The sequence below is a fragment of the Caballeronia sp. LZ003 genome (genome assembly GCF_031451465.1).
Taxonomy (GTDB): Bacteria; Pseudomonadota; Gammaproteobacteria; order Burkholderiales; family Burkholderiaceae; genus Caballeronia.
Map to the genome: position 1 here is coordinate 1,820,534 of NZ_JARUXJ010000001.1, position 25,594 is coordinate 1,846,127.

The following is a 25,594-nucleotide window of genomic DNA, read 5'->3' on the forward strand; positions in this document are numbered from 1 at the left end:
AATGGCGTAGGGCTCCAGTAAAATCGCGCGGACAAGAATTACTCGGAACGAGTGGATGAGCCGCGTCATGAAAAAACAAAAATGGATTCTGGCCGCAACCACCCTCATCGCCGCTTTCGGCATGAGCGTCGCGATGTATCGGGCCGATGCCGCGCGCGTCGTGACCGTGTCGCCACAAGGCAAGGTCGCGCAAGTGCGTCAGGTCGTCGTGAAGTTCGACGAAGCCATGATCGCGTTCGGCAGTCCGAGCGCCGCCGCGCCCGGCAAGCTCGCCTGTAGCGGCGCGCCCGCCGCAGCCACCGCCGGCGGCGCGCGCTGGATCGACGAAAAAACCTGGGCCTACGATTTCAACGCGGACTTGCCGCCAGGAGTGCGCTGCGGCATCGACCTCAACAGCGGCCTTAAGTCCAGCGCGGGCAACGCGCTGTCCGGTCCCAGCCACTTCGCGTTTCAGACGGGCGGGCCATTCGTTACACGCGTCGAGCCGAGTTACGGCGATATCGAGGAAGACCAGACCTTCGTGCTGCGGTTGAACGGCCCGGCCACGCAAGCGTCGGTGCTCGATCACGTCTGGTGCGAATCGAGCGCACTCGGCAACCGCATTCCCGTAAGGACGGCCGACGACGCCACGCGCGGCGCGCTTCTCAAACACTTCGGACTCGCTAAGGAAAGCGACCGCGTGCTCACGCTCGCATGCGGGCAAACGTTGCCGTCCGGCTCGAAAATGCAGTTCGTCTACGGCGCGGGCGTCACCGGGCCGAGCGGCATGCCCAACGATGTCGAGAAGCGCTTCGACTACAAGGTGCGCGATCCGTTTTCCGCGAGCTTCACGTGCGAACGGGAGAACGCGAACGCGCCCTGCACGCCGCTGCGCCCGCTCAGGCTCATGTTCACCGCGCCGATCAGCCGCGCCGACGCCCAGAAGTTCGCGTTGCGTGGTCCCAAAGGCACGGTCGCGCCGCACTTCGATGAAGACAGCAAGGACGCGGAAGTCGAAGCAGTAGAATTCGCCGCGCCGATGCCGGAGCGCACCGATCTCACCATCGAGGCGCCCGCCAATCTCAAGGACGTCAGCGGCCGTACGCTCGCCAACGCCGACTTCTTCCCGCTCAAGACCGCGACCGCGCCCATGCCGCCGCTCGCGAAGTTCTCCTCGGGCACGTTCGGCATCATCGAGCGCTTTGCAGAGCCGGACATGCCCGCCATGTTGCCGGTCACGCTGCGCCATGTGGAAGCCGACCTGCACGTGCAAGGGCTCGACTCGGGCACCTCGCAGATCACCAAGCTCAGACTCGACGCCGATACCGACATCCGCCAATGGATGCGCAACGTCGATTTGTTCGACGGCATCGGCATGTCGCGCTCGTCGATCGAAGCGCGCATGCCCTCGCTTTTGAAGAACGGTATCGCGCCCGTCATCGTGCCGGAATCGGACGGCACCGTGAGCCGCGATCCGACCATCGACATTCGCTCGCTTTCGCTCTTGAGAAAGCGCGCGGGCGTCGAAACGCTCACGCTGCCCGCCGCCGATCCCAAGGCGCTGCGTCCGTTCGAAGTCGTCGGCATTCCGCTCGCGAAGCCGGGCTTCTATGTCGTCGAACTGGCGTCGCCGGCGCTCGGCGCGTCGTTGATGGGTCGGAACAAGTCGATGTTCGTGCGCACGTCGGTGCTCGTCACGAACCTCGGCGTGCACTTCAAGCAAGGGCGCGAAAACAGTCTCGTCTGGGTGACGACGCTCGACAAGGGCAAGCCCGTCGCCAATGCGGATGTACGCGTGACCGACTGCAACGGCGATCGAGTCGCCACCGGCAAGACCGATGCGCAAGGGCTCGCGACCATCGGCAAACCGCTCGCGGCCATCCGCGAATGCAACGAGAACAGCTTGTCGTACGGCGGCTTCTTCGTCTCGGCGCGCGTTACCGATCCGGTCACCGGACCCGACATGGCCTTCGTGACCTCGGACTGGAATCGCGGCATCGAATCGTGGCGCTTCAACGTGCCGACCGACATGAGCACGAGCCGCACGGTACGCGCGCACACCATTTTCGATCGCACTTTGCTGCGCGCAGGCGAAACGGTGTCGATGAAGCACCTGATGCGCGTCGAAACGCTCAAGGGTTTCGGCTTCCCGCCGAAGTATCCGACGCGCGTGACGATTCGTCATATCGGCAGCGGACAGACGTGGCACATGCCGCTCGCGTGGAGCGCCGATCACAGCGCCGACTCGAGCTTCGCCATTCCCGCCGCGGCCAAACTCGGCGAATACAGCGTGACGCTCGATAACGGCGCGGCCAGCGACACCAACGACGCGAGCGACGACGACGGCGAAGGCAGCAATGTCACGCAGTCGTACGAGACAGGCAGCTTCCGCGTCGAGGAATTCCGTCTGCCGGTGTTCAAGGGCACGGTCTCGGCGGGCGACAGCAAATCGGCCGGTCTTATCGCCGCGCAAGAAGCGCCGGTCGATGTCCACCTCGAATATGTGCAAGGCGGTCCGGCATCGAACCAGCGGGTGCAAGTGTCGGCGCTCGTGCGCGACACGTCGCCGCCCTTCGCTTCAGACTACGATGCATTCAGCTTCTCGCCGTATCGCAAACCCGCGGACGATGGCGCGAGCGCGCCCGCCGAGGACGAGGACAGCGAGCAGCAGACGGAGACCACGACGAAACTCGTCGCCGACAAGCTGCGCGTGACGCTCGATCGCAATGGCGACGGCAAGCTGATCGTGAAGCCGCTGCCCGCCGTCGATTCGCCCAAGCGTCTCGCGCTCGAAGCGAGCTTCGCCGACCCGAACGGCGAGATCCAGACCATCAGCGGCAGCGCCACGCTCTGGCCCGCCGCGGTCGCCGTGGGCGTGAAGGCCGCGCATTGGGCGTCGGTCGGCGGTTCGGTGCCGGTGCAAGCGCTTGCGCTCGATCTGCAGGGCAAGCCCCGCGCGGGCGTATCGGTCGAAATCAAGGGCATGGCGCGCGTGATGTCGAGTTCGCGCAAGCGCATGGTCGGCGGCTTCTACGCCTACGACAACCATTCCGAAACGAACGACCTGGGCACGCTTTGCAGCGGCAAGAGCGACGATCACGGCATCGTCTCGTGCGATGCCAAGCTCAAGACCGCCGGCAATATCGATCTGATCGCCGTCGCGAAAGACGGCGATGGCCGCACGGCCAACGCGAGCACGTCGGTCTGGGTCACGCGCGAAGACGAACTCTGGTTCGGCGGCGAGAACACGGACCGTATCGACGTGCTGCCGGAAAAGAACAGCTACGAGCCCGGCGAGACCGCGCGCTTCCAGGTGCGCATGCCCTTCCGCTCGGCCACTGCGCTCGTCGCGGTGGAGCGTGAAGGCATCATCGAAACCCATGTGGTCGAACTGAACGGCAAGGACCCGACCGTCGAACTGAAGGTCGAGCAAGCGTGGGGGCCGAACGTCTACGTGTCGGTGCTCGCGTTGCGCGGACGTATCCATGAAGTGCCGTGGTATTCGTTCTTCACGTGGGGCTGGAAAGCGCCGGTCGAATGGGCGCACGCGTTCTGGTACGAAGGCCGTCAGTATCAGGCGCCGACGCCGCTCGTCGATCTCTCGAAGCCCGCGTTTCGTTACGGGCTGGCATCGATCAAGGTGGGCACGGCATCGCACAAACTGGCGGTGAGCGTCACGCCGGACGCGAAGTTGTACACGGTGCGCGCCAAGGCGCATGTGAAGGTCAAGGTCGCGCTGCCTGACGGCAAGCCCGCGCCCGCAGGCACGCAGATCGCGGTCGCGGCCGTCGATGAAGCCCTGCTCGAACTCATGCCCAACCAAAGCTGGAACGTGCTCGACGCGATGTTGCAGCAGCGCGCATACGGCGTGGAAACATCGACCGCGCAGATGGAGATCATCGGGCGGCGGCACTTCGGGCGCAAGGCGGTGCCAGCGGGCGGCGGCGGCGGACATAGCGCCACGCGCGAACTCTTCGATACGCTCCTGCTGTGGAATCCGCGCGTTGCGCTCGATGCGAACGGAGAAGCATCCGTCGATGTGCCCTTGAACGACGCGCTCACGCGCTTTCGCATCGTCGCCATCGCGGCGGTGGGCGCGGGACGCTTCGGCACGGGCAGCGCATCGATTCAAAGCACGCAGGACTTGCAACTCCTCTCCGGGTTGCCGCCGCTCGTTCGTGTGGGCGACGCATTCCATGCGCAGTTCACGCTGCGCAACACGACGCGGCGCACCATGCGCGTCGTCGTCACGCCGCACGCCGGTTCGCTCGCGCTCGATGCACGCACGGTGGAACTCGCGCCGGAATCGTCGCGGGAAGTTGCTTGGGACGTGACCACGCCCGACGTGCTCGGCATGAACGCATCGGCGAGTCTCGCCTGGGACGTGAGCGCGGTGGAGCAAGGCAGCGCTTCGGCCACGAAGCCCGCGAGCGATGCCGTCAAGCTGCAGCAGCGCGTCGTCGCGGCCATTCCGGTCACGACGCAGCAAGCGACCATCGCGCAGGTGGACGGCACGTTCAGCGTGCCCGTCGCGCCGCCCGCCGATGCCAGCACGTCGAGCAACGGCGCCGTGCGCGGCGGTATCGCGGTGTCCTTGCAGCCGAAGCTCGCGGACGGCTTGCCCGGCGTGCGACGCTGGTTCGAACGCTATCCGTATAACTGCCTCGAACAGCAGACTTCGCGCGCGCTCGGCCTCATGGACGCAGCGCAATGGCAAGCCGTGCAGACGCGCATGCCGTCGTATCTGGATCGCGACGGTCTCGCGAACTACTTCCCGCCCTACGACGACGAACGTCCGACCGGCAGCCCGACGCTCAGCGCGTACTTGCTCGCGGTATCGGACGAAGCGTCGAAGCTCGACCGCCGTTTTGCGATGCCCGCGGAATTGCGCGATCAGCTCGCCGCCGGTCTCGCGAATTTCGTCGACGGCAAGCTCGAACGCAAGTTCTGGGCGCCGCGCAACGACCTCGACTTCGAAAAGCTCGCCGCCATCGAAGCGCTTTCGCGCTACGGTCTCGCCCAGCCGCGCATGCTCGGTTCAATCACCGTCGCGCCGGATCAATGGCCGACCTCGGCCGTGCTCGACTACTACGCGATACTTTCGCGCGTGGACGGTATAGCCGATCGTGAAGCGAAGCGCGCGCAGGCCGAGCAGATCATCCGTGCGCGGCTCACGTATCAGGGCACGCGTCTCACGTTCTCGACCGAACGCGACGACGATCTCTGGTGGCTCATGACTGGCAGCGAAACCAACGCCGCGCGCACCGCACTCATCTTCGCAAACGCGCCCGCGTGGAAGGACGAGATGCCGCGCCTCGTGGCCGGCCTCCTCGCGCTGCAGAAAAACGGCGCATGGCAGACCACGACCGCCAATCTGTGGGGCTCGCTCGCGGTGGGACGCTTCTCGCAAATTTTCGAAAGCACGCCGGTCACGGGACGCACGAACATTGCGCTGGGCGCGGCGACGCAGAGCGTGGACTGGAGCGCTGCCGCGCCTGCATCGGCGTCGTCGTCGGCGACCCCGATCACTAAGAGTGTCAACACGCGCAGCAGCTTGCTGCCGTGGTCAACCGGCTCGCTCACGTTGACGCAAGACGGCACGGGCAAACCTTGGGCGACCATCGAAAGCCTTGCGGCCGTCGCGTTGAAGGCGCCGTTCGCGGCGGGCTATCGCATCGTGAAGACGGTGACGCCGGTCGATCCCGCCGTGAAGGGCGTGCTCTCGCGCGGCGACATCGTGCGCGTGCATCTCGACATCGACGCGCAAAGCGACATGACCTGGGTCGTCGTCAACGATCCGATTCCCGCTGGCGCGACCATTCTCGGCTCCGGTCTCGGACGCGACTCGGAAGCGGCGACTTCCGGCGAGAAGCCGGATCGCGGTTCGTGGCCGGCCTTCGTGGAACGCGGTTTCGAAGGGTATCGCGCGTATTACGACTATCTGCCGAAGGGCAAGCTGCAAGTCGAATACACGATGCGGCTGAATAACGCCGGTTCGTTCGGCCTGCCGCCGACGCGTGTGGAAGCGCTCTACGCGCCGTCATCGTTCGGCGCATTGCCCAACGCGACGGTCGTCGTGAAGCCGCTCGCCGCCAGCGCGAAGTGACGCCGTGAAGCGCGCCCTGTGCTTTCTGATCGGCTGCGTCGTGGCAACGGCGGCGTGCGCGTCGCCGAGCTTCGACGAGGTGCGCGCGAACTGGCGCAGTTCCGACTGGGTGCTGTTGTCGCGCGATGGCGAACCGCTGCAACGCACGCGTGTCGATACGCACGCGCGGCGCGGCGACTGGGTTGCGCTTGCGGATGTCTCGCCCGCGTTGCGCGAGGCCATCGTGGTTTCGGAAGACAAGCGCTTCTACGACCACGCGGGCGTCGACTGGCGCGGCGCGGCGGCGGCGGCATGGGCGAATCTTTGGAACACGCGCACGCGTGGCGCATCGACGGTGACGATGCAGCTCACCGGACTCATCGACGACGATAACGGCAAGCCGAACGGCCGCCGCAATATCGGCGAAAAGGCGCAGCAGACAGTAGGCGCGCTATGGCTCGAACGGAGCTGGCGCAAGGACCAGATTCTCGAGGCGTATCTGAATCTCGTGCCGTTTCGCGGTGAGATCGTGGGTTTATCGGCGTTGTCGCAGACGCTTTTCAACAAGGCGCCGTCCGGGCTCGATGAACGCGAGGGCGCGCTCGCCGCCGCGCTCGTGCGCGCGCCGAATGCGCGTTATGACAAGGTCGCGTCGCGCGCCTGCGTCATCTTGCGCGACATGCAGGCTTTGCATACACGCGACAAGACGCACGCGAACGACCCGTGCGTCAACCTGGACAGCTATGTGCAACTGACGCTCACACGCACCGCGTCGGCGCCGGGCTTCGCACAAGGCGACGACGCGCTCGCGCCGCATTTCGCGCGGCGCGTTGCAGGCGAAACGCATCCCAAGGCGGGCGATCGCGTGCGCTCGACGCTCGATGCGCATGTGCAGCGCTTCGCGCGCGACACGCTCGCGCGCACGCTTGCCGAACTCAACGCGCGGGCTCATCCGCGCAATGTGCACGACGCGGCGGCGGTGGTGATCGACAACGCATCCGGCGATGTGCTCGCTTGGGTCGGTTCGGCGGGCGGCTTGTCGAACGCGCCCGAAGTCGATGCGGTGCTCGCCGGGCGGCAGGCCGGCTCGACGCTCAAGCCGTTTTTGTATGCGCAGGCCATCGACGAAAAACGCCTGACCGCGGCCACGCTGCTCGACGACGCGCCGCTCGATCTCGCCACCGGCGGCGGCCTCTATATTCCACAAAACTACGATCACGACTTCAAGGGCTGGGTGAGCGTGCGTACGGCGCTCGGGTCGTCGCTCAACGTACCGGCAGTGCGCGCGCTCGTGCTCGTCACGCCGCATCGCTTTGCAAAGACGCTGGTCGCGCTCGGTCTGCCGCTCACGCAAGCGGGCGATTATTACGGCTTCAGCCTCGCGCTCGGCAGCGCGGATGTCACGCTGGCCACGCTTACCAATGCGTATCGCGCGCTGGTCAACGGCGGTGTCGCGCGGCCGTCGTTCGATCTTGCGAGCCACGCTGCCGCGCCTGCGGGAAAGCGCGTGTTCAGCCCGGAGGCGAGTTTCATCGTCACGGACATGCTCGCCGACAACAACGCGCGCACGCGCACCTTCGGTTTCGACAGCGTGCTCGCCACGCGCACTTTCAGCGCGGTCAAGACCGGCACCAGCAAGGACATGCGCGATAACTGGGCCGTCGGTTTCACTTCGCGATACACCGTCGGCGTGTGGGTCGGCAATGCCGATGGCGCGCCTATGTGGGACGTCTCCGGCGTCACCGGCGCGGCGCCCGCGTGGAATGCGCTCGTCGGCTATTTGCATCGGCGAGCCGCCAGCCACGCGCCGACTGCGCCGTCGGGCGTGATCGAAACGCAGGTCGCGTATCAGAACGATATCGAACCGAAGCGCGGAGAATGGTTCGTGCGCGGCACGCAGATGAGCGCTATCGGCATCACGGCGAACGCGGCGGCCTCAAGCGGAGCGAGCGGCAAAGGGGACAGCCAGGCGGCGCGCATCGGAGCGCCGACCAATGGCACCATCTTCGCGCTCGATCCCGACATTCCGCCCGCGCGCCAGCGCGTGTGGTTCGAACGCTCGGGCAACGGCGCGCTCGCGTGGCGCCTCGACGGCAAGCCGTTCGGCCGCGATGCGCGCGTCGCCTGGCTGCCATGGCCGGGACATCACGTCCTCGAACTCGTCGATGCGCGCGGCAACGCGGTCGATTCAATCGCCTTCGAAGTGCGCGGCGCGTTTCTCAAGACTGCTCAAAGGCCGTCGCGGTGAGGCCGAAGCATGCCTTGCAGCATGCAAAATATTGATGCGTCATCTAATCTGCATTGCGCGACGTTAAAGATTGTGCGCTCGTGTGGTGCGCGCGGCGGGGTCGTGCACAATGCGAGCCGTCATCGTTCGGGACTTGTTTTTGCCCTATGCTTAACGGCAAAGTCGTTATTCTGTCGTAAGCCCGGACGCATCGATTCATCATTCTTTTCCATTGCCTGGAGTGCCGTCATGCTGAAAAAGCTGCTGATGCTGTGCTTTGCGTTGATGCTGTCCGTCGGAACCGCGTTTGCCGCGGTCGATGTCAATACGGCCGATCAAGCCGCGCTCGATTCCGTGAAGGGCTTGGGTCCGGTGAAGTCGAAAGCGATCGTCGACGAGCGCGCGAAGAACGGCCCGTTCAAGGACGCCGACGATCTCGCGACGCGCGTGAAGGGTCTTGGAACGAAGTCCGTGGCCAAGCTCGAGGAGAACGGTCTGACCATCGGCGGATCGTCGCAGCCGCCCACGGGCAAGACCACGAAGCCCGCCGTGAGCAGCACGCAAGGCGCCGCGCCGTCCAACTCGACGGTCAAATCGTCGACAGCCGCCACGGCGGCAACCTCGCCCGCGGCCACCACCGCGCAAACGCCAGCCGCCACGCCGCAAGCGCCGGCTACCGCCACACCTGCTTCGGCTACGAAAAAGAGTTCGCGCAAGTCCAAGGCCGCAAGCGCGGCGGCGGCTGCAAGCGCGGCGCCGGCAGCGACGACGGCACCCGCCGCTGCAAGCGATGCGAAGCCTTCGAAGCGCAAGAGCAAGAAAGACAAGGCCGCGAGCGCCGCGGCTGCCAGTCAATAAAAGTTAGAAAAGATCGAGGCGAGCAGGCGACGGCAAACCGCATCATGCCGTCGCCCTTCAACCTCAAGTACTTCGTCTCAAAGCTCGCGTTTCGCTCTTTTCGCACCATGCAAGCGCGTCACGCGAGCAACCCCACCCCGCAACTTCTCGTAGTGAGACTGCCATGAGCCTAATCGATATCCTCGCCTCTACCCTCGGCAACTCGTCGCAACAAGGCGGCCAACCCGGTCAATCCGGCCAGGCTGCGCTGATCACGGCGGCGCTCGAATTCGTCAACAACCAGCCGGGCGGTATTGCGGGGCTGATCCAGCGCTTTCATCAGGCGGGCGCGGGCGACATCGTGTCGTCATGGATCGGCACGGGCGAAAACAAGCCCATCAGCCCGGACACGCTGAACAACGCGCTCGGCTCGGACAACGTCGGTGCGCTCGCGCAGAAAGCCGGCGTGTCGAGCGATCAGTTGTCGGGCATGCTCGCGGCGGTGCTTCCGCATATCGTCGATCGCGCGACGCCGAACGGCGAAGTGCCCGCCAGTGGCCAGATGGATCTGTCGAGTGTGCTCGGATCGCTAGGCGGCCTGGCGGGTCTCTTCGGCAAGAACGAAGCGCCGAAACAAGGCTGAGTCTGATTCATCGCGTTTGTGTTGGACCCCGCGGGCGGTCGCCTTGCGGGGTTTTTGTTTTGCGGGCCGCGGCGTTGGCGTCATCGATCGTTTCCGCTGCCGCCAAACAAAAAGGGCGATGGATCACCCATCGCCCTTTAGAAATCGCCGCCGAAGAACAAGCAGCGATCAACCGCCTTTAGTGCACTACGCGGTCGAACACGAACTTCCCGTCCTTGATATCGACCGGAATGACGTCCTTCGGTCCGAACCTGCCAGCCAAAATCAGCTTGGCGACCGGATTCTCGATCTCCTGCTGAATCGCGCGCTTCAACGGCCGCGCGCCGAACACCGGGTCGTAGCCGACCTTGCCGATCTGTTCGAGCGCCGCATCCGACACGTCGAACTGCATGTCGAGCTTGGCCAGGCGGTCGTGCAGACGCTGCAACTGAATCTTCGCGATCGATTCGATATTCGCGCGATCCAGCGAATGGAACACCACCACGTCGTCGATCCGGTTCAGGAATTCCGGCCGGAAATGCAGCTTCACCTCTTCCCAGACGGCGTCCTTCACCGCTTCGTGCGGTTCGCCGACCATGCTCTGGATGACATGCGAACCGAGGTTCGACGTCATCACGATCACCGTGTTCTTGAAGTCGACGGTGCGGCCTTGTCCATCGGTCATGCGGCCATCGTCGAGCACTTGCAGGAGCACGTTGAAGACGTCCGGATGCGCCTTCTCGATTTCATCGAGCAGGATCACGCTGTACGGCTTTCTACGCACGGCTTCGGTGAGATAACCGCCTTCTTCATAGCCGACGTATCCCGGCGGCGCACCGATCAGACGCGCGACGCTGTGTTTCTCCATGAACTCGCTCATGTCGATACGAATGAGATGATCTTCCGAATCGAACAGGAACGCGGCCAGCGCCTTGCACAGTTCCGTCTTGCCGACGCCCGTCGGCCCCAGGAACAGGAACGAGCCATAAGGACGGTTCGGATCGGACAGACCCGCGCGCGAACGGCGGATCGCGTCGGCCACCGCGCCGATGGCTTCGTCCTGACCGACCACACGCTCGTGCAGCTTGCCCTCGATCTGCAACAGCTTCTCGCGCTCGCCCTGCATCATGCGCGAGACCGGAATGCCCGTGGAACGCGACACCACTTCCGCGATTTCCTCGGCGCCCACTTGCGTGCGCAAAAGACGCGGACGCGTCGGGTTGTTCTGCTCCTGCGACTCGGCCTGCGTCACTTGCTTGAGACGCGCTTCGAGTTCGGGCAGCTTGCCGTATTGCAGTTCGGCCACTTTCTCGAGCTTGCCTTCGCGCTGCAAACGCGCGATGTCCGCACGCGCCTTTTCGATCTCTTCCTTGAGCTGCGCGCTGCCCTGCACGGCGGCCTTTTCGGCGGTCCAGATTTCTTCGAGATCCGAATATTCGCGATTGAGCCGGTCGATTTCTTCCTCGATGAGTTGCAGACGCTTCTGCGATGCCTCGTCCTTCTCCTTCTTCACGGCCTCGCGTTCGATCTTCAACTGGATGAGACGGCGGTCGAGCTTGTCCATCTCTTCGGGCTTCGAATCGATTTCCATCTTGATGCGCGACGCCGCTTCGTCGATCAGATCGATCGCCTTGTCCGGTAGAAAACGGTCCGTGATATAGCGATGCGACAACTCCGCCGCCGCGACGATAGCCGGGTCCGTGATCTCCACGCCGTGATGCAACTCGTACTTTTCCTGCAAGCCGCGCAGGATCGCGATGGTCGCTTCCACCGAAGGTTCGTCGACCAGCACTTTCTGGAAACGCCGCTCGAGCGCCGCGTCCTTCTCGATGTATTTGCGATATTCGTCGAGCGTGGTCGCGCCGATGCAATGCAATTCGCCGCGCGAAAGCGCCGGCTTCAGCATGTTGCCCGCGTCCATTGCGCCTTCGGCCTTGCCCGCGCCGACCATCGTATGAATCTCGTCGATGAAGACGATGGTCATGCCTTCGTCCTTGGCGATATCGCTCAGCACGGCCTTCAGCCGCTCCTCGAACTCGCCGCGATACTTCGCGCCCGCGAGCAGCGCCGCCATGTCGAGCGACAGCACGCGCTTGCCCTTGAGCGTTTCGGGCACTTCGCCGTTGACGATACGCTGCGCCAGTCCTTCGACGATAGCCGTCTTGCCGACGCCCGGTTCGCCGATCAGCACCGGATTATTCTTGGTGCGGCGTTGCAGAATCTGGATCGAGCGGCGGATTTCGTCATCGCGGCCGATCACCGGATCGAGCTTGCCTGCGCGGGCGCGCTCGGTCAGGTCGACGGTGTACTTCTTGAGCGCCTCGCGCTGACTTTCGGCGTCCTGGCTATCGACCTGCGCGCCGCCGCGAACCGCGTTGATCGCGGCTTCGAGCGCCTTGCGCGTAAGACCATGCTGGCGGGCTACGCGGCCCACTTCGCCTTTGTCGTCCGCGACCGCGAGCAGATACATTTCGCTCGCGATGTAGGTGTCGTTGAGTTTCTGTGCTTCTTTATCGGCGTTGTTGAGCAGGCCCGCGAGATCGCGGCTTACCTGCACGTTGCCGTCCGTGCCCTGCACTTGCGGCAAACGATTCATCGCGTCGTTGAGCGCGTTTTGCAGTGCCTGAACCTGCACGCCCGCGTGCGACATGAGCGAGCGCGCGGAACCGTCCTGCTGCGCGATCAGCGCGGCAAGCAAGTGAACCGGCTCGATGTACTGGTTGTCGTGACCGACCGCCAGACTTTGCGCGTCTGACAGCGCTTCCTGAAATTTGGTGGTGAGTTTGTCGATTCTCATTATTGAAAGCTCCGATTCGAATACGACCAAAATGAGGCGCTTTTGTTCGGTTTCAAGCCTTGTTTAGCCGTTTGCGTGCACTTTTTCGCTTGATTTCGAGAAAGCCCGCGCGAGCGTCGGCGCATGAGAATGACCTGTCCGTCCGGTTTTCGTTCACCGACCGGCCGCGTGCAAGACTGAACCGCGCGTCAGGCAGACGAACTCTGCATGCGCTCGACCGATACCTGAATCACGCTCACGATGCCAAGCAACTGCGAGAGCTCATCCGCCGGACGCGCGAGTTCGCCGACCGTATGCTTGTCGAGTTCCGCAAGGAAGGCATCGCGCGCCGTCGCGAATACGCCGCGCAACAAGCAGGCCGACTGAATCACGCATTGCCGGTGTGCCTTGTCGCGCGAAAAACAACCGACGATGTCGAAGTCGCTTTCCATTGTGCGCACGATCTCGCCGATCGTCAGATAAGGCGTGCGCTCGCCAAGCCGCAGTCCGCCATGACGCCCTCGAACTGTTTCCACCCAGCCGAGTTCGCCCAATTGCTGGACTATTTTCATCAGATGATTTCGCGAGATGCCATACGCCTCGGATATCTCGCCGATGGTCGAAAGGCGGGACGGGCGCACGGCAAGATAAAGCAGGACGCGCAGGGTGTAGTCGGTGTAGTCGGTCAGTCGCATGATGTCACGATGATTTTGTGCGCGGAACACGCGCATCGAGAACAACGGAGCCAGAGGCACGCGGGCAAACGAAGAGCAGACGGCGAAAGCGGCGCGACGCGGGATGCGCGGAAAAACACCGTGCGCGCGCCAGCGACAATGACCTCAACGCGCACATAAGGTCTAACATCCTGACGCGGCCTGCCACGAAAAATTGAACGACCGGTCGGATTATCGCTGTTCAAGACGCGACATTTTGCGACAAAACAGCGCCTATCGTCAGCATAATGTGCTGACGCTTGCGTGTAAGCATCCGCATAACATTTATTTGCCATGACCCTTCACGAATCATCTGCCCGCCCGGCTCGCTTTGCGGAACCGGACGAAGCCAACATCCGCACGCTCGTGGAGACGTTCTATCGCCGTGTCGATGACGATCCCCTGCTCGGCCCGATCTTTTCGCACGAACTGACGGGCCGCTGGGACGAGCATCTCGCCAAAATGACGACCTTTTGGTCGAGCCTCGTGTTGGGAACGAAGCAGTATCGCGGGAATGTGCAAGAGGCGCATCGGCCGCTCGAAGGTATCGCGCCCGAGCATTTCGCACGCTGGCTTACGCTCTTTCTCGACACCGTGGACGCGCGTTACGAGCCGGCCGCCGCCGTGCAGTTCATGGAACCGGCACTGCGGATCGCGCACAGTTTGCAATTGAGCAAGTTCGGCTGGGATTACAAGATTCCCGACGCGCAGCAGGAACTTCTCGCGGCGCTCAAACGGCAGCGCACCGGCGGCCGGGAAGAGCCGCGTTTCGCAAAGCGGCCTTCGGGGGAAGCGTTTCCAGCGAGGTTCGTGGGACGTTCGGCGGATACGAAGTGACGCTCGCGGCGTTCTTCCTCGCCGATCACGCTTGTCTTGCCGCCCAAGGTTTTTGGCTTTTACCCGTTTGCGAGCGCTCTTAGCGCGATTTCGCGTGCCGCTTTTGTCTCGCCAATCACGCGGTAAGCGGTGGACTCATCTGCGGATCGTCGCCTTTCCTATGACCATCGCCGCGCTTTAGCTTTTCGGCTTTTGCCAGCGAGCCAGCGCCGTATCATCCGATTCACGCGCATCGACCCAGCGCTCGCCCGCGTCGGTTTTTTCCTTCTTCCAGAACGGCGCCTGCGTTTTCAAGTAGTCCATGACGAAGGCGCACGATTCGAACGCCTCGCCGCGATGCATCGCCGTGGTTGCGACCAGCACGATCTGATCGAGCGGCTTCAGTTTTCCCACGCGATGTACGATCAGCACGTCCGACCCAGGCCAGCGCGCACGCGCCGACTCGGCAATCTCGTGCAGCGATTTCTCCGTCATGCCGGGATAGTGCTCGAGCTCCATCGTCTCGACCGCGCTGCCTTCGTTCAAGTCGCGCACCGTGCCGACGAAGCACGCCACTGCGCCCACTTTCGGATTGCCCGCTCGCAGCGCGGCGACTTCCGCGCCGAGATCGAAATCCGCCTCCTGTACGCGCACGATCGTCATGTCAACCGCCCGTGACCGGCGGGAAAAACGCCACTTCGCAGCCATCCGTGATGCGCTGCGACGGGTCCGTCATGACGTGGTTGCAGGCCATGCGCAACGCGCGGCCTTCGGCGAGCGTTTCGGCCCACGCGCCGCCGCGCATGCGCAGCCAGGCGCGTACATCGCCGACATTCACGACGGTGTCCGGCACGCTGACCGTCTCGTTCGCGACACCCAGCGCTTCGCGCACGCTGGCAAAAAATCTCAGTTCGATATGCATTTGATGGCCTTCTACCGCATCAACTCTGAAAAGGGAATGAAGCGCACCGTCTCCCCCGCGCGGATGGCGTGATCCGGCGGATTGTCGATGAGGCCGTCGCCCCACACGGTCGAAGTCAGCACGGCGCTGCTTTGATTGGGAAAGAGATCGAGGCCGCCCGCGTCGTTCACGCGCGCGCGCAGGAACTCGTTGCGGCGGTCGCCCTTCTTTTGGCTGAAGTCGGCACGCATCGAGTAGACGCGCGGCGCGACGTCGCTCGCGCCTGCCAGCCGCAGCAGGAACGGCCGCACGAACAGCAAGAAGGTGCAAAAGCTCGACACCGGATTTCCCGGCAGGCCGATGAAATATGCTTCGCCGAGTGCGGCATCCGAACGTCGCACGTTGCCGAACGCGAGCGGCTTGCCGGGCTTCATCGCGATCTGCCACATGGCGATGCGTCCTTCGGCTTCCACCGCCGGTTTCACGTGATCTTCCTCGCCGACCGATACCCCGCCGCACGTCAGAATCAGATCGTGTTCCCCGGCCGCGCGGCGCAGGGTTTCGCGCGTTGCGTCGAGACGATCCGGCACGATCCCGAGGTCGGTCACGTCGCAACCGAGTTTCGCAAGCAGCGAGCGCAGCACGAAGCGATTCGAGTTGTAGATGGCGCCGGGCGCGAGCGGCTCGCCGGGCATGCGCAGTTCGTCGCCGGTAAAGAAGATGGCGACGCGCACGCGCCGCACGACATCGAGCGCGCCGCAACCGACCGATGCCGCGAGACCCAACGCTTGCGGCGTGAGGCGCGTGCCCGCAGGCAGGATCGCCGAACCGCCGCGGATGTCCGCGCCTTGTTGCGTGATCCATTCGCCAGCTGCGGGCGCGTGCGCGAACGCGACGCTGCCGTCGTCCGCCGCACGCGCCATTTCCTGCATGACGACGGTATCGGCGCCCGGAGGCACCGTCGCGCCGGTGAAGATGCGCGCGGCCGTGCCTGCCGTGAGCGGCGTGGCGGCGTGGCCAGCCGGAATGCGTTGCGACACCGGCAGCGCGCGCGGCGCGGCCTCGCTTGCGCCGGCGAGATCGGCGGCGCGGACGGCGTAACCGTCCATCGAGCTGGTGTGCATTGGCGGAACGTCTAGCGGCGACGTGACATCGGCGGCAAGGACGCGGCCGAGCGACGCCGCGGCATCGAGCGTATCGATGCGCTCGGTGCCATCGACCCGATGCGCGGCGTCGAGGAGAAGACCGAGCGCTTGCGCGGTCGCGAGCATCGGGGGACGAGGAGAAGTGGACATGGAGTTCGTACGGAGCGATGCGCCCGTCAATCGTGAATGGGGAGTAGCTGGCAACGTCAGCCAACCATTGTAGCGAGATGGGCGGTGAGGCGAAGCGCTCTGGCGTTCGCGTCGTTCGCGTCGTTCGCGTCGTTCGTGTCGTTCGTGTCGTTCGCTTCGTTCGCTTCGTTCGCTTCGTTCGCGTCGTTCGCGTCGTTCGCGTCGTTCGCGTCGTTCGCGTCGTTCGTGTCGTTCGCGTCGTTCGCGTCGTTCGCGTCGTTCGCGTCGTTCGCGTCGTTCGCGTCGTTCGCGTCGTTCGCGTCGTTCGCGTCGTTCGCGTCGTTCGCTTCGTTCGCTTCGTTCGCTTCGTTCGCTTCGTTCGCTTCGTTCGCTTCGTTCGCTTCGTTCGCTTCGTTCGCTTCGTTCACTTCGTTCGCGTCGCCTGCGCGAGTTCCGCCCGACCAACCGATCACGCCCCCGCTTTCCGCCTCACCCGCCCTTCATGACGACCCCCAAGCCGGTGATACACTCGCACCACACTTCCCACGTCCATTTCCATGAAATTCTGTTCCGTCTGCGGCCACGAGGTCGCCCTTTCGGTCCCGCCTGGCGACAACCGCGAGCGCTTCGTCTGCGGCAGTTGCGGCACCGTTCACTACCAGAATCCGCGCAACGTCGTCGGCACGGTGCCGGTGTGGGACGACAAGGTGCTCTTGTGCCGCCGGGCAATCGAGCCGCGCTACGGCTACTGGACCTTGCCGGCAGGCTTCATGGAAATGGACGAGACCACGAGCGAAGGCGCATCGCGCGAAACGCTCGAGGAAGCAGGCGCGCGCGTCGAGATTCAAAGTCTTTTCACGCTGCTCAACGTGCCGCACGTGCATCAGGTGCATCTGTTCTATCTCGCGCGTCTGCTCGATATCGAAATCGACGCCGGCGAGGAAAGTCTCGAAGTGCGTCTCTTCGAGGAAAGCGAGATTCCGTGGGACGAAATCGCCTTTCCGACCGTCGGCCAGACGCTGCGTTTCTTCTTCGCCGACCGCGCCGCGGGCAACTTCACGCTGCACACGGGCGACATCTTCCGCACGCTGCGCGAAGGCTGAGCGCCTCGCGCATCGACCGCTTCGACCATGGTTCCCTGGCTCGCCGACGACGATCCGTTCCCGCCCGTCGAGCGCGCGCTCGGCGCATCGAGCGGCGCGCCGGGTTTGCTCGCCGCGAGCGCGGAGCTTTTGCCCGCGCGTCTCGTCGATGCCTACCGGCGCGGCATCTTTCCGTGGTATTCGGACGGTCAGCCCGTGCTGTGGTGGAGTCCCGATCCACGCATGGTGCTGGTTCCGGACGAGTTCAAGGTTTCCGATTCGCTGCGCAAGACGCTCAAACGCGTGTCGCGCGAGCCGCTCTGGGAAGTGCGCGTGGACGACGACTTCGCCGCCGTGATGCACGCGTGCGCCGACACGCCGCGCGACGGTCAGCGCGGCACGTGGATCACTTCCGAAATCGTTGAGGCGTACTCGACGCTGCATCGCGCGGGCAAGGCGCACAGCGTCGAAACGTGGTTCGACGGGCGGCGCGTGGGCGGGCTTTATGGCGTGTCGTTCGGCAAGATGTTCTTCGGCGAATCGATGTTCGCGCACAAGACCGATGCCTCGAAAATCGCCCTCGCCGCGCTCATCGCGCACTTGCGCCGCCATAAAATTGGGATGATAGACTGTCAGCAGAATACGGCGCATCTGGCGTCGCTGGGCGGCCGCGAGATCGGCCGCCGCGCGTTTGTCACGCATCTGCGTCACGCGGTCGAAGATGCGCCGATTCCCTGGCGCTTCGATAAATCGGTTCTCGCGGAACTGATCGAGCGCTAGACGACGACGCAAGGACACCGGAACGGAACCAGGCACCGGACAGGCATCAACCAGGCAACCAGAAACCAGCAACGACGAGACGCCCGCGAGACGAGAGCCGCCAACGTGACACATCCGAACGAGCTGCCGCTGTCACCGCTTTCCGCGCTGCAATTCTATGCAACAGCGCCCTATCCTTGCAGTTATCTGGAAGGACGCGTGGCACGCTCGCAAGTCGCGACGCCCAGCCATCTCATCAATTCCGACGTCTACACCGAACTCGTCAAAGCCGGCTTCCGGCGTTCGGGCGTGTTCACGTATCGCCCGTATTGCGACGGTTGCCGTGCCTGCGTGCCGGTGCGCGTGCCGGTGGCGCGCTTCACCCCGAACCGCACGCAACGGCGCGTCTGGAAGCAGCACGGCAATCTCGTCGCGAGCGTCGCGCCGCTGCATTACGACGAAGAGCACTACGCGCTTTATATGCGCTATCAATCGGCGCGGCACGCGGGTGGCGGCATGGATCGCGACAGCCGCGACCAGTACGAACAGTTTTTGCTGCAAAGCAGGATCAACTCGAGGCTCGTCGAATTCCGCGAGCCGGGCCACGCGGACACGCCCGGCGCATTGCGCATGATCAGCATGATCGACATTCTCGGCGACGGGCTTTCGTCCGTGTACACGTTCTTCGAGCCGGGCCTGCCGCACACGAGCTTCGGCACGTTCAACATCCTCTGGCAGATCGAGCAGGCGAAGAGCCTCGACTTGCCGCACGTGTATCTCGGCTACTGGATTCGCGAAAGCGAAAAGATGGCGTACAAGGCCAACTTTCGGCCGCTGGAAGGGCTGATCGATGGCCGCTGGTCACCGCTCGATCCCGCAACGACGCTTTCCGCCGGAACCTTGCCGATGCCGGGCCGCATCCACAACGTGAGTCAGGCGAAGTAGCAAGCGCCTCGCGCGCGGCAACCTTGCGCTTGACGCTCGGAAAGCCCCATCGGCAGGAAACAACCGCTTCCCCGAATCGCCGCACCTCGCCGACAAAACTCGCGCCGCAACCATCCACTCCGGCGCCCTCTGCAAAGCCGCTAAAATAGCGGGTCTCAAAAAACTCGCCGTCGCAGGCGTTCACTTCGTGTTCAGCTCCCTTTACCCGCTCGCGCGCTCGCATCTGTTCAAGATGGACGCGGAAGACGCTCATCACCTCACCCTGCGCATGCTGGGCGCGGCCGGCCGCACCGGACTCGCCGGCATGCTTGCCAAACGCGGCCCCGACTCGCCGCGCAACGTGATGGGCCTCACGTTCCGCAATCCCGTCGGTCTCGCGGCGGGACTGGACAAGGACGGCGCGTGCATCGACGGACTGGCGGCGCTCGGCTTCGGCTTCATCGAAGTGGGCACGGTCACGCCGCGCGCGCAGCCGGGCAACCCGCGGCCGCGCATTTTCCGGCTGCCGGAAGCGGGCGCGCTGATCAACCGCATGGGCTTCAACAACGGCGGCGTCGAACAGTTCGTCGCCAACGTGCAGGCGGCGCGCTATCGCGGCATCTTGGGGCTCAATATCGGCAAGAACGCCGATACCCCGATCGAACGCGCCGCCGATGACTATCTGTACTGCCTCGAACGCGTCTATCCGTTCGCGAGCTACGTGACGATCAATATCTCGTCGCCGAACACGAAGAATCTGCGGCAGCTACAGGGCGCGGGCGAACTGGATTCGCTGCTCGGCGCGCTCAAGGACAAGCAGCAGCGTCTGTCCGATCTTCACGGCAAGCTCGTGCCGCTCGCGCTCAAGATCGCGCCCGATCTCGACGACGAGCAGATCAAGTCGATCGCCGGAACCGTCCTCACGCACGGTATCGACGGCGTGATCGCCACCAACACCACGCTCTCGCGCACCGCCGTCAGCGGCATGCGGCACGGCGAGGAAACCGGAGGCCTGTCGGGCCGCCCCGTCTTCGATGCGTCCAACGAGGTGATCCGCAAGCTGCGCGCCGAACTGGGCGCGGATGTGCCGATCATCGGCGTGGGCGGGATTTTCTCGGGCGAGGACGCGCGCGCGAAGCTCGCGGCGGGAGCATCGCTCGTGCAGATTTATACGGGGCTGATCTACAAGGGACCGGCGCTCGTGCGCGAGTGCGTCGAAGCCCTCGCGTAGGAATATGGAAATAAGCAAACGATCTTACGCATCGCTTGCCTTTTATCTATGATGCCGCACCTGCAAAGCACGGCTCGCCGTCGCGATGCCATTCAAGAGGAATAAAACACGATGAAACTGTCCACGCTCAAGAAAGTGCTCGTCGCCGGTCTGATCGGCGCGTCCCTGTCGGCTGCGGCGCATGCCGAAGACCTGCTCGATTCCGTCAAGCAACGCGGCACGCTGCGCGTCGGTCTGGAGGGCACCTTCCCCCCGTTCAACTCGAAGTCGCCGCAAGGCGAGCTGGTCGGTTACGACGTGGATATCGCCAAGGCGGTTGCCGCCAAGCTCGGCGTGAAGCCCGAGTTCGTGACGACGGAGTGGAGCGGCATCATCGCGGGTCTGCAGGCTGGCAAGTTCGACGTGATCGTGAATCAAGTCGGTATCACCGATGCGCGCAAGGCCACGCTCGACTTCTCGCCCGCCTACACGTACTCGAACGCGCAGCTGATCCAGCGCGCGGATGACAAGCGCGAATTCAAGTCGCTCGACGAACTGAAGGGCAAGAAGCTCGGCGTCGGTCTCGGCACGAACTACATGGACATGGCGAAGTCGGTGCCGGGTATCGATGTGAAGACGTATCCAGGCGCGCCCGAATATCTGCGCGATCTGGCAGCCGGCCGTCTGGACGCCGCGCTCAACGACCGTCTGATGCTCGCCTATCTGCTGAAGAACTCGCAACTGCCGCTGCGCACGGGCGCGAATCTCGACAAGGGCAGCCCGTCCGGCATCCCGTTCAAGAAGGGCAACCCGAAGTTCGCCAAGGCGATCGACGACGCTATGACCCAGCTCGAACAGGACGGCACGTTCACGAAGATCTCGCAGAAGTGGTTCGGTATCGACGTGACCAAGCCCGCGAAGTAAGCCTCGCGCCCGCGCGCCGAAAGGCGTTGCGGACGTTTAGAGCGTAACGCGCGGCTCGAGGGCGGCATCGTCTGACGGTGTCGCCCTTGTCTTTTTCGCGCGCGGTTTATGATGTGCGCTTTGCGCGGCAACGTGCCCGCTCTCCTTCCTGCTTCCCCGTTCATGTCCACGACCTCCCTGCTCGTTCAATCGGCCCCGGTGCTGGCGCAAGGCGCGCTACTGACGATCAAGTTCGCGCTTTATTCGATGTTCTTCGGACTCATCGCGGGCGTCGTCCTGGCGTTGATGGGCATCAGCCGCAGCCGCGCGCTCGTCGCCATCGGCCGCTGCTATGTGAGCGTGATGCGCGGCACGCCGCTGCTCGTGCAGATCTTCGTGATCTACTACGGCCTCCCGAGCCTCGGCATCTCGCTCGACCCGACGCCCGCGGGCGTAATCGCCCTGTCGGCGAACGTGGCGGCGTATCTTTCGGAAAGCATGCGCGGCGCGATTCTCGGCATCCCCAACGGGCAATGGCTCGCCGCCTACAGTCTCGGTTTGTCGCGCGCCCAGACGCTGCGCTACGTGGTCGGGCCGCAAGCCTTGCGCATTGCGGTGCCGAGTTTGTCGAACAGTCTCATCAGCCTGATCAAGGATACGTCGCTCGTCTCGGTCATCACCGTGACGGAGTTGCTGCGCAGCGCGCAGGAAGTGATCGCGGCGACGTATCAGCCGTTGCCGCTTTATCTCGCGGCGGCGTTCGTCTATTGGGTGCTCTGCAGCGTGCTGGAATTCGTGCAGCGCAGGTTCGAAAGACGCCTCGCGCTGCCGGGCCGGCATTGAGCTGCACGGGCGGCGAACGCTAATCTGCCTCGAACGGGAAGCGCACGTTCAGATCGCGCCGCGCGGCATCGATGATGGCGATCATGCGCATCGACATGGCGTGCGGCATGATCGGGCTTTCGGTGGCGCCCGCGCGCAGCAGCTCGCAGAAGTGCGCGGTCTCGTAGTTCAGGCCGCCGCCGCTGAAAGGCTCGTCGAGTTCGACGCGGCGTCCGTCCGTATAAACGATGCTTGCGCGCGCCGGGTTCCACCAGTTCTCGTGGATCGTCACCGTGCCTTGAGTGCCGCCGATGAGCGCATCGCCACGACCTTGCAGATCGAGCCCGCAGAATATCTGCGCGATGCCGCGCTCGTGGCGCACGTTGAGGCTCGCGAAGACATCCACGCCCGTTTCGCCCACGCGGCCGATCGTCTGCACGTCGAGCGCCTCGCCGAGCCAGTCGACCGCCAGAAACGCTTCGTAGACGCCGATATCGAGCAGCGCGCCACCGCCCGCTTCGAGTGAGAACGACGGATGATCGAGCGGCACGCCGGCTATCGAACAGCCCGCGCGCACGAGTCCGATCTCGCCGATGCGATCGCGCGCAAGATGCTCGCGCAAGCGGCGATAAAGCGGATAGAACGGCGGCTTCATCGCTTCCATGAAAAGCAGCTTGGACGCGCGCGCGGCGTCGATCATGGTCTGCAAGGTGCGCGCGTTCACGGCGGCCGGTTTCTCGCAGAGCACGGCCTTGCCCGCCGCGAAGGCACGCAGCGCGTATTCGGGATGACTGTCCTGCATGGTCGCGATATAGACCGCGTCGATCTCGCCGAACATGGCGTCGAGGTCGTCGAAGGCACGCGCGCCATGCGGTGCCGCCAGCGCGCGAGCGGGTTCGGCGCGTCGTGACCAGACGCCCGCGAGTGCCGCGCCATCGACATGCCCCAGGCTTTCGGCAAAGCGCCGTGCAATGCGTCCCGCACCCACGATGCCCCAGCGGATCGCGTTCGTCTTTCCCGTGTTCGTCGTCGTGTTCGTTTCGGTATTGCTCAAAGCCGGTCTCCCGCGAGATGTTCATCGTGGGAGGCATTGTGCCTCAAGGAACCGCGCGGCCAAATGCAAAAAGCCGGGACAGGTCCCGGCTTTTCGCGCGATACGGACGCCGTTACGCGCCTGCCGGAGCATTCACGCTCGGCGGCTGCGCCGGATACTGCGGGCTCGAGCGCTCGAGCGAGAACGCGCGGCCCACTTCTTCCGCCGCGAGGTCGACGAGTGCGCGCGTCGCGCGTTCGGCTGCATCGGTATCTTTCGATTCGATGGCTTCGACCACGAGCCGCTGCGCCGCGAGCGTCGCTTCACGCACCGACTCGATGCCGTCGACGATCGGATTCACCGTGACGAGCGCACCGCGCACGATCGCCGTCATCTGGCGAAAGAACTGATTGCCGCTCGCCGCCACGATACGCGTATGCAGCACTTCGTCGGCGGCCTGATATTCCGGCTCGCCAACCTGCAATTGCGAAAGCGCGTCGAAGGCATCGCGAATGCCGGCGATCTCGTCGGGCGTCGCGCGGGCTGCTGCCAGCGCGGCGGCACGGGGCTCGATCAGCATGCGGAATTCGATTACATCGCGCAGAAACGTCTGATCGGGCTTCGCGCGAAAACGCCAGCTCACGACATCTTCGTCGATCAGGCGCCAGTCGCTCATCGGCCGGATGCGCGTGCCGGTTTTCGGCCGCACGTCCAGCATATGCCGCGCGAGCAGCATGGAGAGCGCCTCACGCATGACGGTCCGACTTACGTCGAACTCCTTCGAGAGGATGTCCTGCGGCGGCAATATCGCCCCATATTTCTGCTCGACGATCCCTGAGACGAGTCCGTCCATGACCTTCGCCACCAGCGATCGCTCTTTGTTTTCATCCATCTCGCTTCTCCCCTTTGTCGCCTGTCCGTAGCCATGTGTGTTCGTCGTGAACACGCTGTTTGCTCAGAGGCGCCGAGGCACGGCGACAACCGACTGGTCCGGTCGTCGTGCCTGATACGTTGCGTCTTCGTTGCACCGAAAACCAGTTGGGAATTTCCTGACAGGGTATTCCCTCTGACGGGGTGCAATCGCCACGTCGCCGCCCTTCTTGCTGCATGCCCTGAGTGCTGCACTCGCGCCGCGCGCGCGCCGGCATTCGTCAGGGAAACTGAAGAATGGCGACGTCGCAGCGCGGCGCGAGCGTTTTTTTGCGGTCCGTCCGAAATGCGAACCGGTCATGCAAGCATTTGAGCAAGCATCTCGTATGCGTTCTGTGCGACCGCGAACGCTCGCCCGATTCGATACCCTTTTTGTATGACACTCGCGCGCTTTATGCGGTACGTATGCGCGTTTTCGTCGTGCACCACTTAGTTCATTCGTCGGTCTATTCGCTCATACGGCGCCATCGGGCGCGCGCGTGCGACGCGGGCCGACCGGCATCGCACGCGGCCGTTGCGAAGCGCGTTCCGCGAGCGTTTCCTGATAGATCGTCAGGTATTCGTTGCTTACGCGCTCGACTGAAAGCTGATGCAGATTCTGTCGCGCGCGCGCCGACAGTTGGCCGCGCGCCTGCGAGTCGAGCAGCAGCCAGCGCAGTTTCGCCGCCGCCTCGGCCGGATTTCCATCGGGCACGAGCACGCCCGCCGCGCCGCCATCGAGTAATTCGGGGATACCGCCGATACGCGTGGCAACGATCGCGCACCCTGCCTCGCGCGCCTCGGCGATCACGAGCGGACTCGGGTCCTGGAGCGACAGCAACGCGAAGACATCGGCTTCGGCGAGATACGGACGCGGGTCCGCGACGAAGCCGGTGAAATGCACCGTCGCGCCCAGATCTAGCTCGGCGGCGAGCGTTTCCATCGCGCTGCGATCGGGCCCGTCGCCTACCAGGTACAGATGCGGCTCCGGTATGAATTCCCGGTCGTGCATCGATTGCTCGCGCAACAGCGCGAATGCATGCAGCAAATCGGTAATACCCTTTCTTCGATACATCCCCGCCACGCAAACTACGTTCGGATGCTTCAAACGCAGGGGTTTCGGCGCGGGACGGCACACGAGCCGCGGCGCGCCTATCGCACCATTGCGCACGACCGAAAGCCGCTCGGCCCCGATACCGCGGGCGACGAGATCCTTCGCGACCGCATCGCTCACGGCGACCATGCGATCGCCCGAGCGCACTAGCGACGCGCTCTTCTGCAATTCATGGTGCACGGTCGTGACGAGCGCGAAGCGGCGGCGCATGCTGCCAAACCGCGAGATCAATGCGCCCGTCATCATGTGCGCGTGCACGATATCGGGATCGAATCGGTCGATAAGGCGATTGAAGCCCGCGATCATCGAAGGGACGCGCCAAGGCTGGCGCGACTGTTGCAACGGAATATGCGTGATGCCGTGACGTCGCAAGAGCGGCTCGAATCCGCCGCCGGATGACGCCACGATTACCTCCTGCCCCATGCGCGCCTGCATGCAGGCGAGGTCCACCATCATGTTGACGGTGCCGTTGCCAATCGTCTGTGCGTGGTTGGCTAGATGGACTATTCGCATGTGGGTTCGGCACGCGCGACCTTGGTCGGCGCGCGTGTCCTGGATTGCCTTTCGTTTTTACAGCGTGGAATTCGTTAGATCGCGCGCGCCGCCTT

Annotated in this window: 19 protein-coding genes and 1 pseudogene; 11 read left to right on the forward strand and 9 right to left on the reverse strand. The window is 64.1% G+C overall.

Features of this window, described 5'->3' with window-relative positions; genetic code table 11:
- Positions 1–67: 67 nt before the first annotated feature.
- The 4 genes and pseudogenes from QCE79_RS08050 to QCE79_RS08065 all read left to right on the forward strand — a co-directional run.
- Entirely contained in the window at positions 68–6,085 is a 6,018-nt protein-coding gene (locus QCE79_RS08050; protein WP_404989233.1) for an MG2 domain-containing protein, read from the forward strand.
- Between the two features lie 4 nt (positions 6,086–6,089).
- Entirely contained in the window at positions 6,090–8,312 is a 2,223-nt protein-coding gene (gene pbpC / locus QCE79_RS08055) for a penicillin-binding protein 1C (protein WP_309843248.1), read from the forward strand.
- A gap of 228 nt (positions 8,313–8,540) precedes the next feature.
- Positions 8,541–9,149 (forward strand): helix-hairpin-helix domain-containing protein, encoded by a 609-nt coding sequence (locus tag QCE79_RS08060; RefSeq protein ID WP_250464988.1) that lies wholly within the window; start codon positions 8,541–8,543, stop codon positions 9,147–9,149.
- A 130-nt stretch (positions 9,150–9,279) separates the two neighbouring features.
- Positions 9,280–9,771, forward strand: a pseudogene (locus QCE79_RS08065) (YidB family protein); the annotation flags it as partial.
- A gap of 178 nt (positions 9,772–9,949) precedes the next feature.
- Here QCE79_RS08065 and clpB read toward each other — a convergent pair.
- Together clpB and QCE79_RS08075 are read right to left on the reverse strand one after the other, a co-directional pair.
- A complete protein-coding gene (gene clpB / locus QCE79_RS08070; protein WP_250492287.1) occupies positions 9,950–12,547 on the reverse strand; it encodes an ATP-dependent chaperone ClpB in 2,598 nt (865 codons plus the stop codon).
- Positions 12,548–12,735: 188 nt separating this feature from the next.
- A complete protein-coding gene (locus QCE79_RS08075; RefSeq protein WP_309843250.1) occupies positions 12,736–13,221 on the reverse strand; it encodes an Rrf2 family transcriptional regulator in 486 nt (161 codons plus the stop codon).
- A gap of 312 nt (positions 13,222–13,533) precedes the next feature.
- Between QCE79_RS08075 and QCE79_RS08080 the strand changes: the two genes are divergently transcribed.
- On the forward strand, positions 13,534–14,076 hold the full coding sequence (locus QCE79_RS08080) for a group III truncated hemoglobin (protein WP_309843251.1): 543 nt from the start codon (positions 13,534–13,536) through the stop codon (positions 14,074–14,076).
- A 177-nt stretch (positions 14,077–14,253) separates the two neighbouring features.
- Here QCE79_RS08080 and moaE read toward each other — a convergent pair whose 3' ends face one another.
- The 4 genes from moaE to QCE79_RS08100 form a co-directional block, all read right to left on the reverse strand.
- Complete coding sequence (gene moaE / locus QCE79_RS08085) at positions 14,254–14,718, reverse strand: molybdopterin synthase catalytic subunit MoaE (RefSeq protein WP_244825363.1); 465 nt, start codon at positions 14,716–14,718, stop codon at positions 14,254–14,256.
- Position 14,719: 1 nt separating this feature from the next.
- Positions 14,720–14,977, reverse strand: coding sequence for a molybdopterin converting factor subunit 1 (moaD, locus tag QCE79_RS08090; RefSeq protein WP_244825364.1), 258 nt, complete (start codon positions 14,975–14,977; stop codon positions 14,720–14,722).
- Between the two features lie 11 nt (positions 14,978–14,988).
- The gene (gene glp / locus QCE79_RS08095) at positions 14,989–16,227 is read right to left on the reverse strand and encodes a gephyrin-like molybdotransferase Glp (protein ID WP_404989362.1); all 1,239 of its coding nucleotides are present in this window, start codon (positions 16,225–16,227) and stop codon (positions 14,989–14,991) included.
- Between the two features lie 80 nt (positions 16,228–16,307).
- The gene (locus tag QCE79_RS08100) at positions 16,308–16,703 is read right to left on the reverse strand and encodes a hypothetical protein (RefSeq protein WP_309843255.1); all 396 of its coding nucleotides are present in this window, start codon (positions 16,701–16,703) and stop codon (positions 16,308–16,310) included.
- 84 nt (positions 16,704–16,787) lie between these two features.
- On the opposite strand from QCE79_RS08100, the gene QCE79_RS08105 reads away from it, so the two are divergent.
- The 6 genes from QCE79_RS08105 (at position 16,788) to QCE79_RS08130 (ending at position 21,951) form a co-directional block, all read left to right on the forward strand.
- Positions 16,788–17,333 carry an NUDIX hydrolase gene (locus QCE79_RS08105; RefSeq protein WP_244825366.1) on the forward strand — a complete coding sequence of 182 codons (546 nt, stop codon included), beginning with the start codon at positions 16,788–16,790 and terminating at the stop codon, positions 17,331–17,333.
- Positions 17,334–17,360: 27 nt separating this feature from the next.
- Positions 17,361–18,092, forward strand: a complete 732-nt coding sequence (aat, locus tag QCE79_RS08110) for a leucyl/phenylalanyl-tRNA--protein transferase (protein WP_309843257.1) — start codon at positions 17,361–17,363, stop codon at positions 18,090–18,092.
- 105 nt (positions 18,093–18,197) lie between these two features.
- Positions 18,198–19,016 carry an arginyltransferase gene (locus QCE79_RS08115; protein ID WP_309843259.1) on the forward strand — a complete coding sequence of 273 codons (819 nt, stop codon included), beginning with the start codon at positions 18,198–18,200 and terminating at the stop codon, positions 19,014–19,016.
- Positions 19,017–19,203: 187 nt separating this feature from the next.
- A complete protein-coding gene (locus tag QCE79_RS08120) occupies positions 19,204–20,226 on the forward strand; it encodes a quinone-dependent dihydroorotate dehydrogenase (protein WP_309843262.1) in 1,023 nt (340 codons plus the stop codon).
- Positions 20,227–20,337: 111 nt separating this feature from the next.
- Positions 20,338–21,129, forward strand: coding sequence for a transporter substrate-binding domain-containing protein (locus QCE79_RS08125; RefSeq protein WP_250465002.1), 792 nt, complete (start codon positions 20,338–20,340; stop codon positions 21,127–21,129).
- Positions 21,130–21,291: 162 nt separating this feature from the next.
- Complete coding sequence (locus QCE79_RS08130; protein ID WP_244825371.1) at positions 21,292–21,951, forward strand: amino acid ABC transporter permease; 660 nt, start codon at positions 21,292–21,294, stop codon at positions 21,949–21,951.
- Between the two features lie 19 nt (positions 21,952–21,970).
- On the opposite strand, the gene QCE79_RS08135 is transcribed toward QCE79_RS08130, so the two are convergent.
- The 3 genes from QCE79_RS08135 to QCE79_RS08145 form a co-directional block, all read right to left on the reverse strand.
- On the reverse strand, positions 21,971–22,984 hold the full coding sequence (locus tag QCE79_RS08135; protein WP_309843265.1) for a Gfo/Idh/MocA family oxidoreductase: 1,014 nt from the start codon (positions 22,982–22,984) through the stop codon (positions 21,971–21,973).
- Positions 22,985–23,096: 112 nt separating this feature from the next.
- Complete coding sequence (locus QCE79_RS08140) at positions 23,097–23,855, reverse strand: FadR/GntR family transcriptional regulator (protein WP_244825373.1); 759 nt, start codon at positions 23,853–23,855, stop codon at positions 23,097–23,099.
- A 492-nt stretch (positions 23,856–24,347) separates the two neighbouring features.
- The gene (locus QCE79_RS08145; protein WP_250465008.1) at positions 24,348–25,499 is read right to left on the reverse strand and encodes a glycosyltransferase family 4 protein; all 1,152 of its coding nucleotides are present in this window, start codon (positions 25,497–25,499) and stop codon (positions 24,348–24,350) included.
- Between the last annotated feature and the right edge of the window lie 95 nt (positions 25,500–25,594).

Bases quoted from the DNA above. Each gene is read 5' to 3' on its own strand.
- QCE79_RS08050 (WP_404989233.1), top strand. From the start codon at position 68: ATGAAAAAACAAAAATGGATTCTGGCCGCAACCACCCTCATCGCCGCT.
- QCE79_RS08060 (WP_250464988.1), top strand. From the start codon at position 8,541: ATGCTGAAAAAGCTGCTGATGCTGTGCTTTGCGTTGATGCTGTCCGTC.
- clpB (WP_250492287.1), bottom strand. From the start codon at position 12,547: ATGAGAATCGACAAACTCACCACCAAATTTCAGGAAGCGCTGTCAGAC.
- QCE79_RS08075 (WP_309843250.1), bottom strand. From the start codon at position 13,221: ATGCGACTGACCGACTACACCGACTACACCCTGCGCGTCCTGCTTTAT.
- QCE79_RS08080 (WP_309843251.1), top strand. From the start codon at position 13,534: ATGACCCTTCACGAATCATCTGCCCGCCCGGCTCGCTTTGCGGAACCG.
- moaE (WP_244825363.1), bottom strand. From the start codon at position 14,718: ATGACGATCGTGCGCGTACAGGAGGCGGATTTCGATCTCGGCGCGGAA.
- moaD (WP_244825364.1), bottom strand. From the start codon at position 14,977: ATGCATATCGAACTGAGATTTTTTGCCAGCGTGCGCGAAGCGCTGGGT.
- glp (WP_404989362.1), bottom strand. From the start codon at position 16,227: ATGCTCGCGACCGCGCAAGCGCTCGGTCTTCTCCTCGACGCCGCGCAT.
- QCE79_RS08105 (WP_244825366.1), top strand. From the start codon at position 16,788: ATGAAATTCTGTTCCGTCTGCGGCCACGAGGTCGCCCTTTCGGTCCCG.
- aat (WP_309843257.1), top strand. From the start codon at position 17,361: ATGGTTCCCTGGCTCGCCGACGACGATCCGTTCCCGCCCGTCGAGCGC.
- QCE79_RS08125 (WP_250465002.1), top strand. From the start codon at position 20,338: ATGAAACTGTCCACGCTCAAGAAAGTGCTCGTCGCCGGTCTGATCGGC.
- QCE79_RS08130 (WP_244825371.1), top strand. From the start codon at position 21,292: ATGTCCACGACCTCCCTGCTCGTTCAATCGGCCCCGGTGCTGGCGCAA.
- QCE79_RS08140 (WP_244825373.1), bottom strand. From the start codon at position 23,855: ATGGATGAAAACAAAGAGCGATCGCTGGTGGCGAAGGTCATGGACGGA.
- QCE79_RS08145 (WP_250465008.1), bottom strand. From the start codon at position 25,499: ATGCGAATAGTCCATCTAGCCAACCACGCACAGACGATTGGCAACGGC.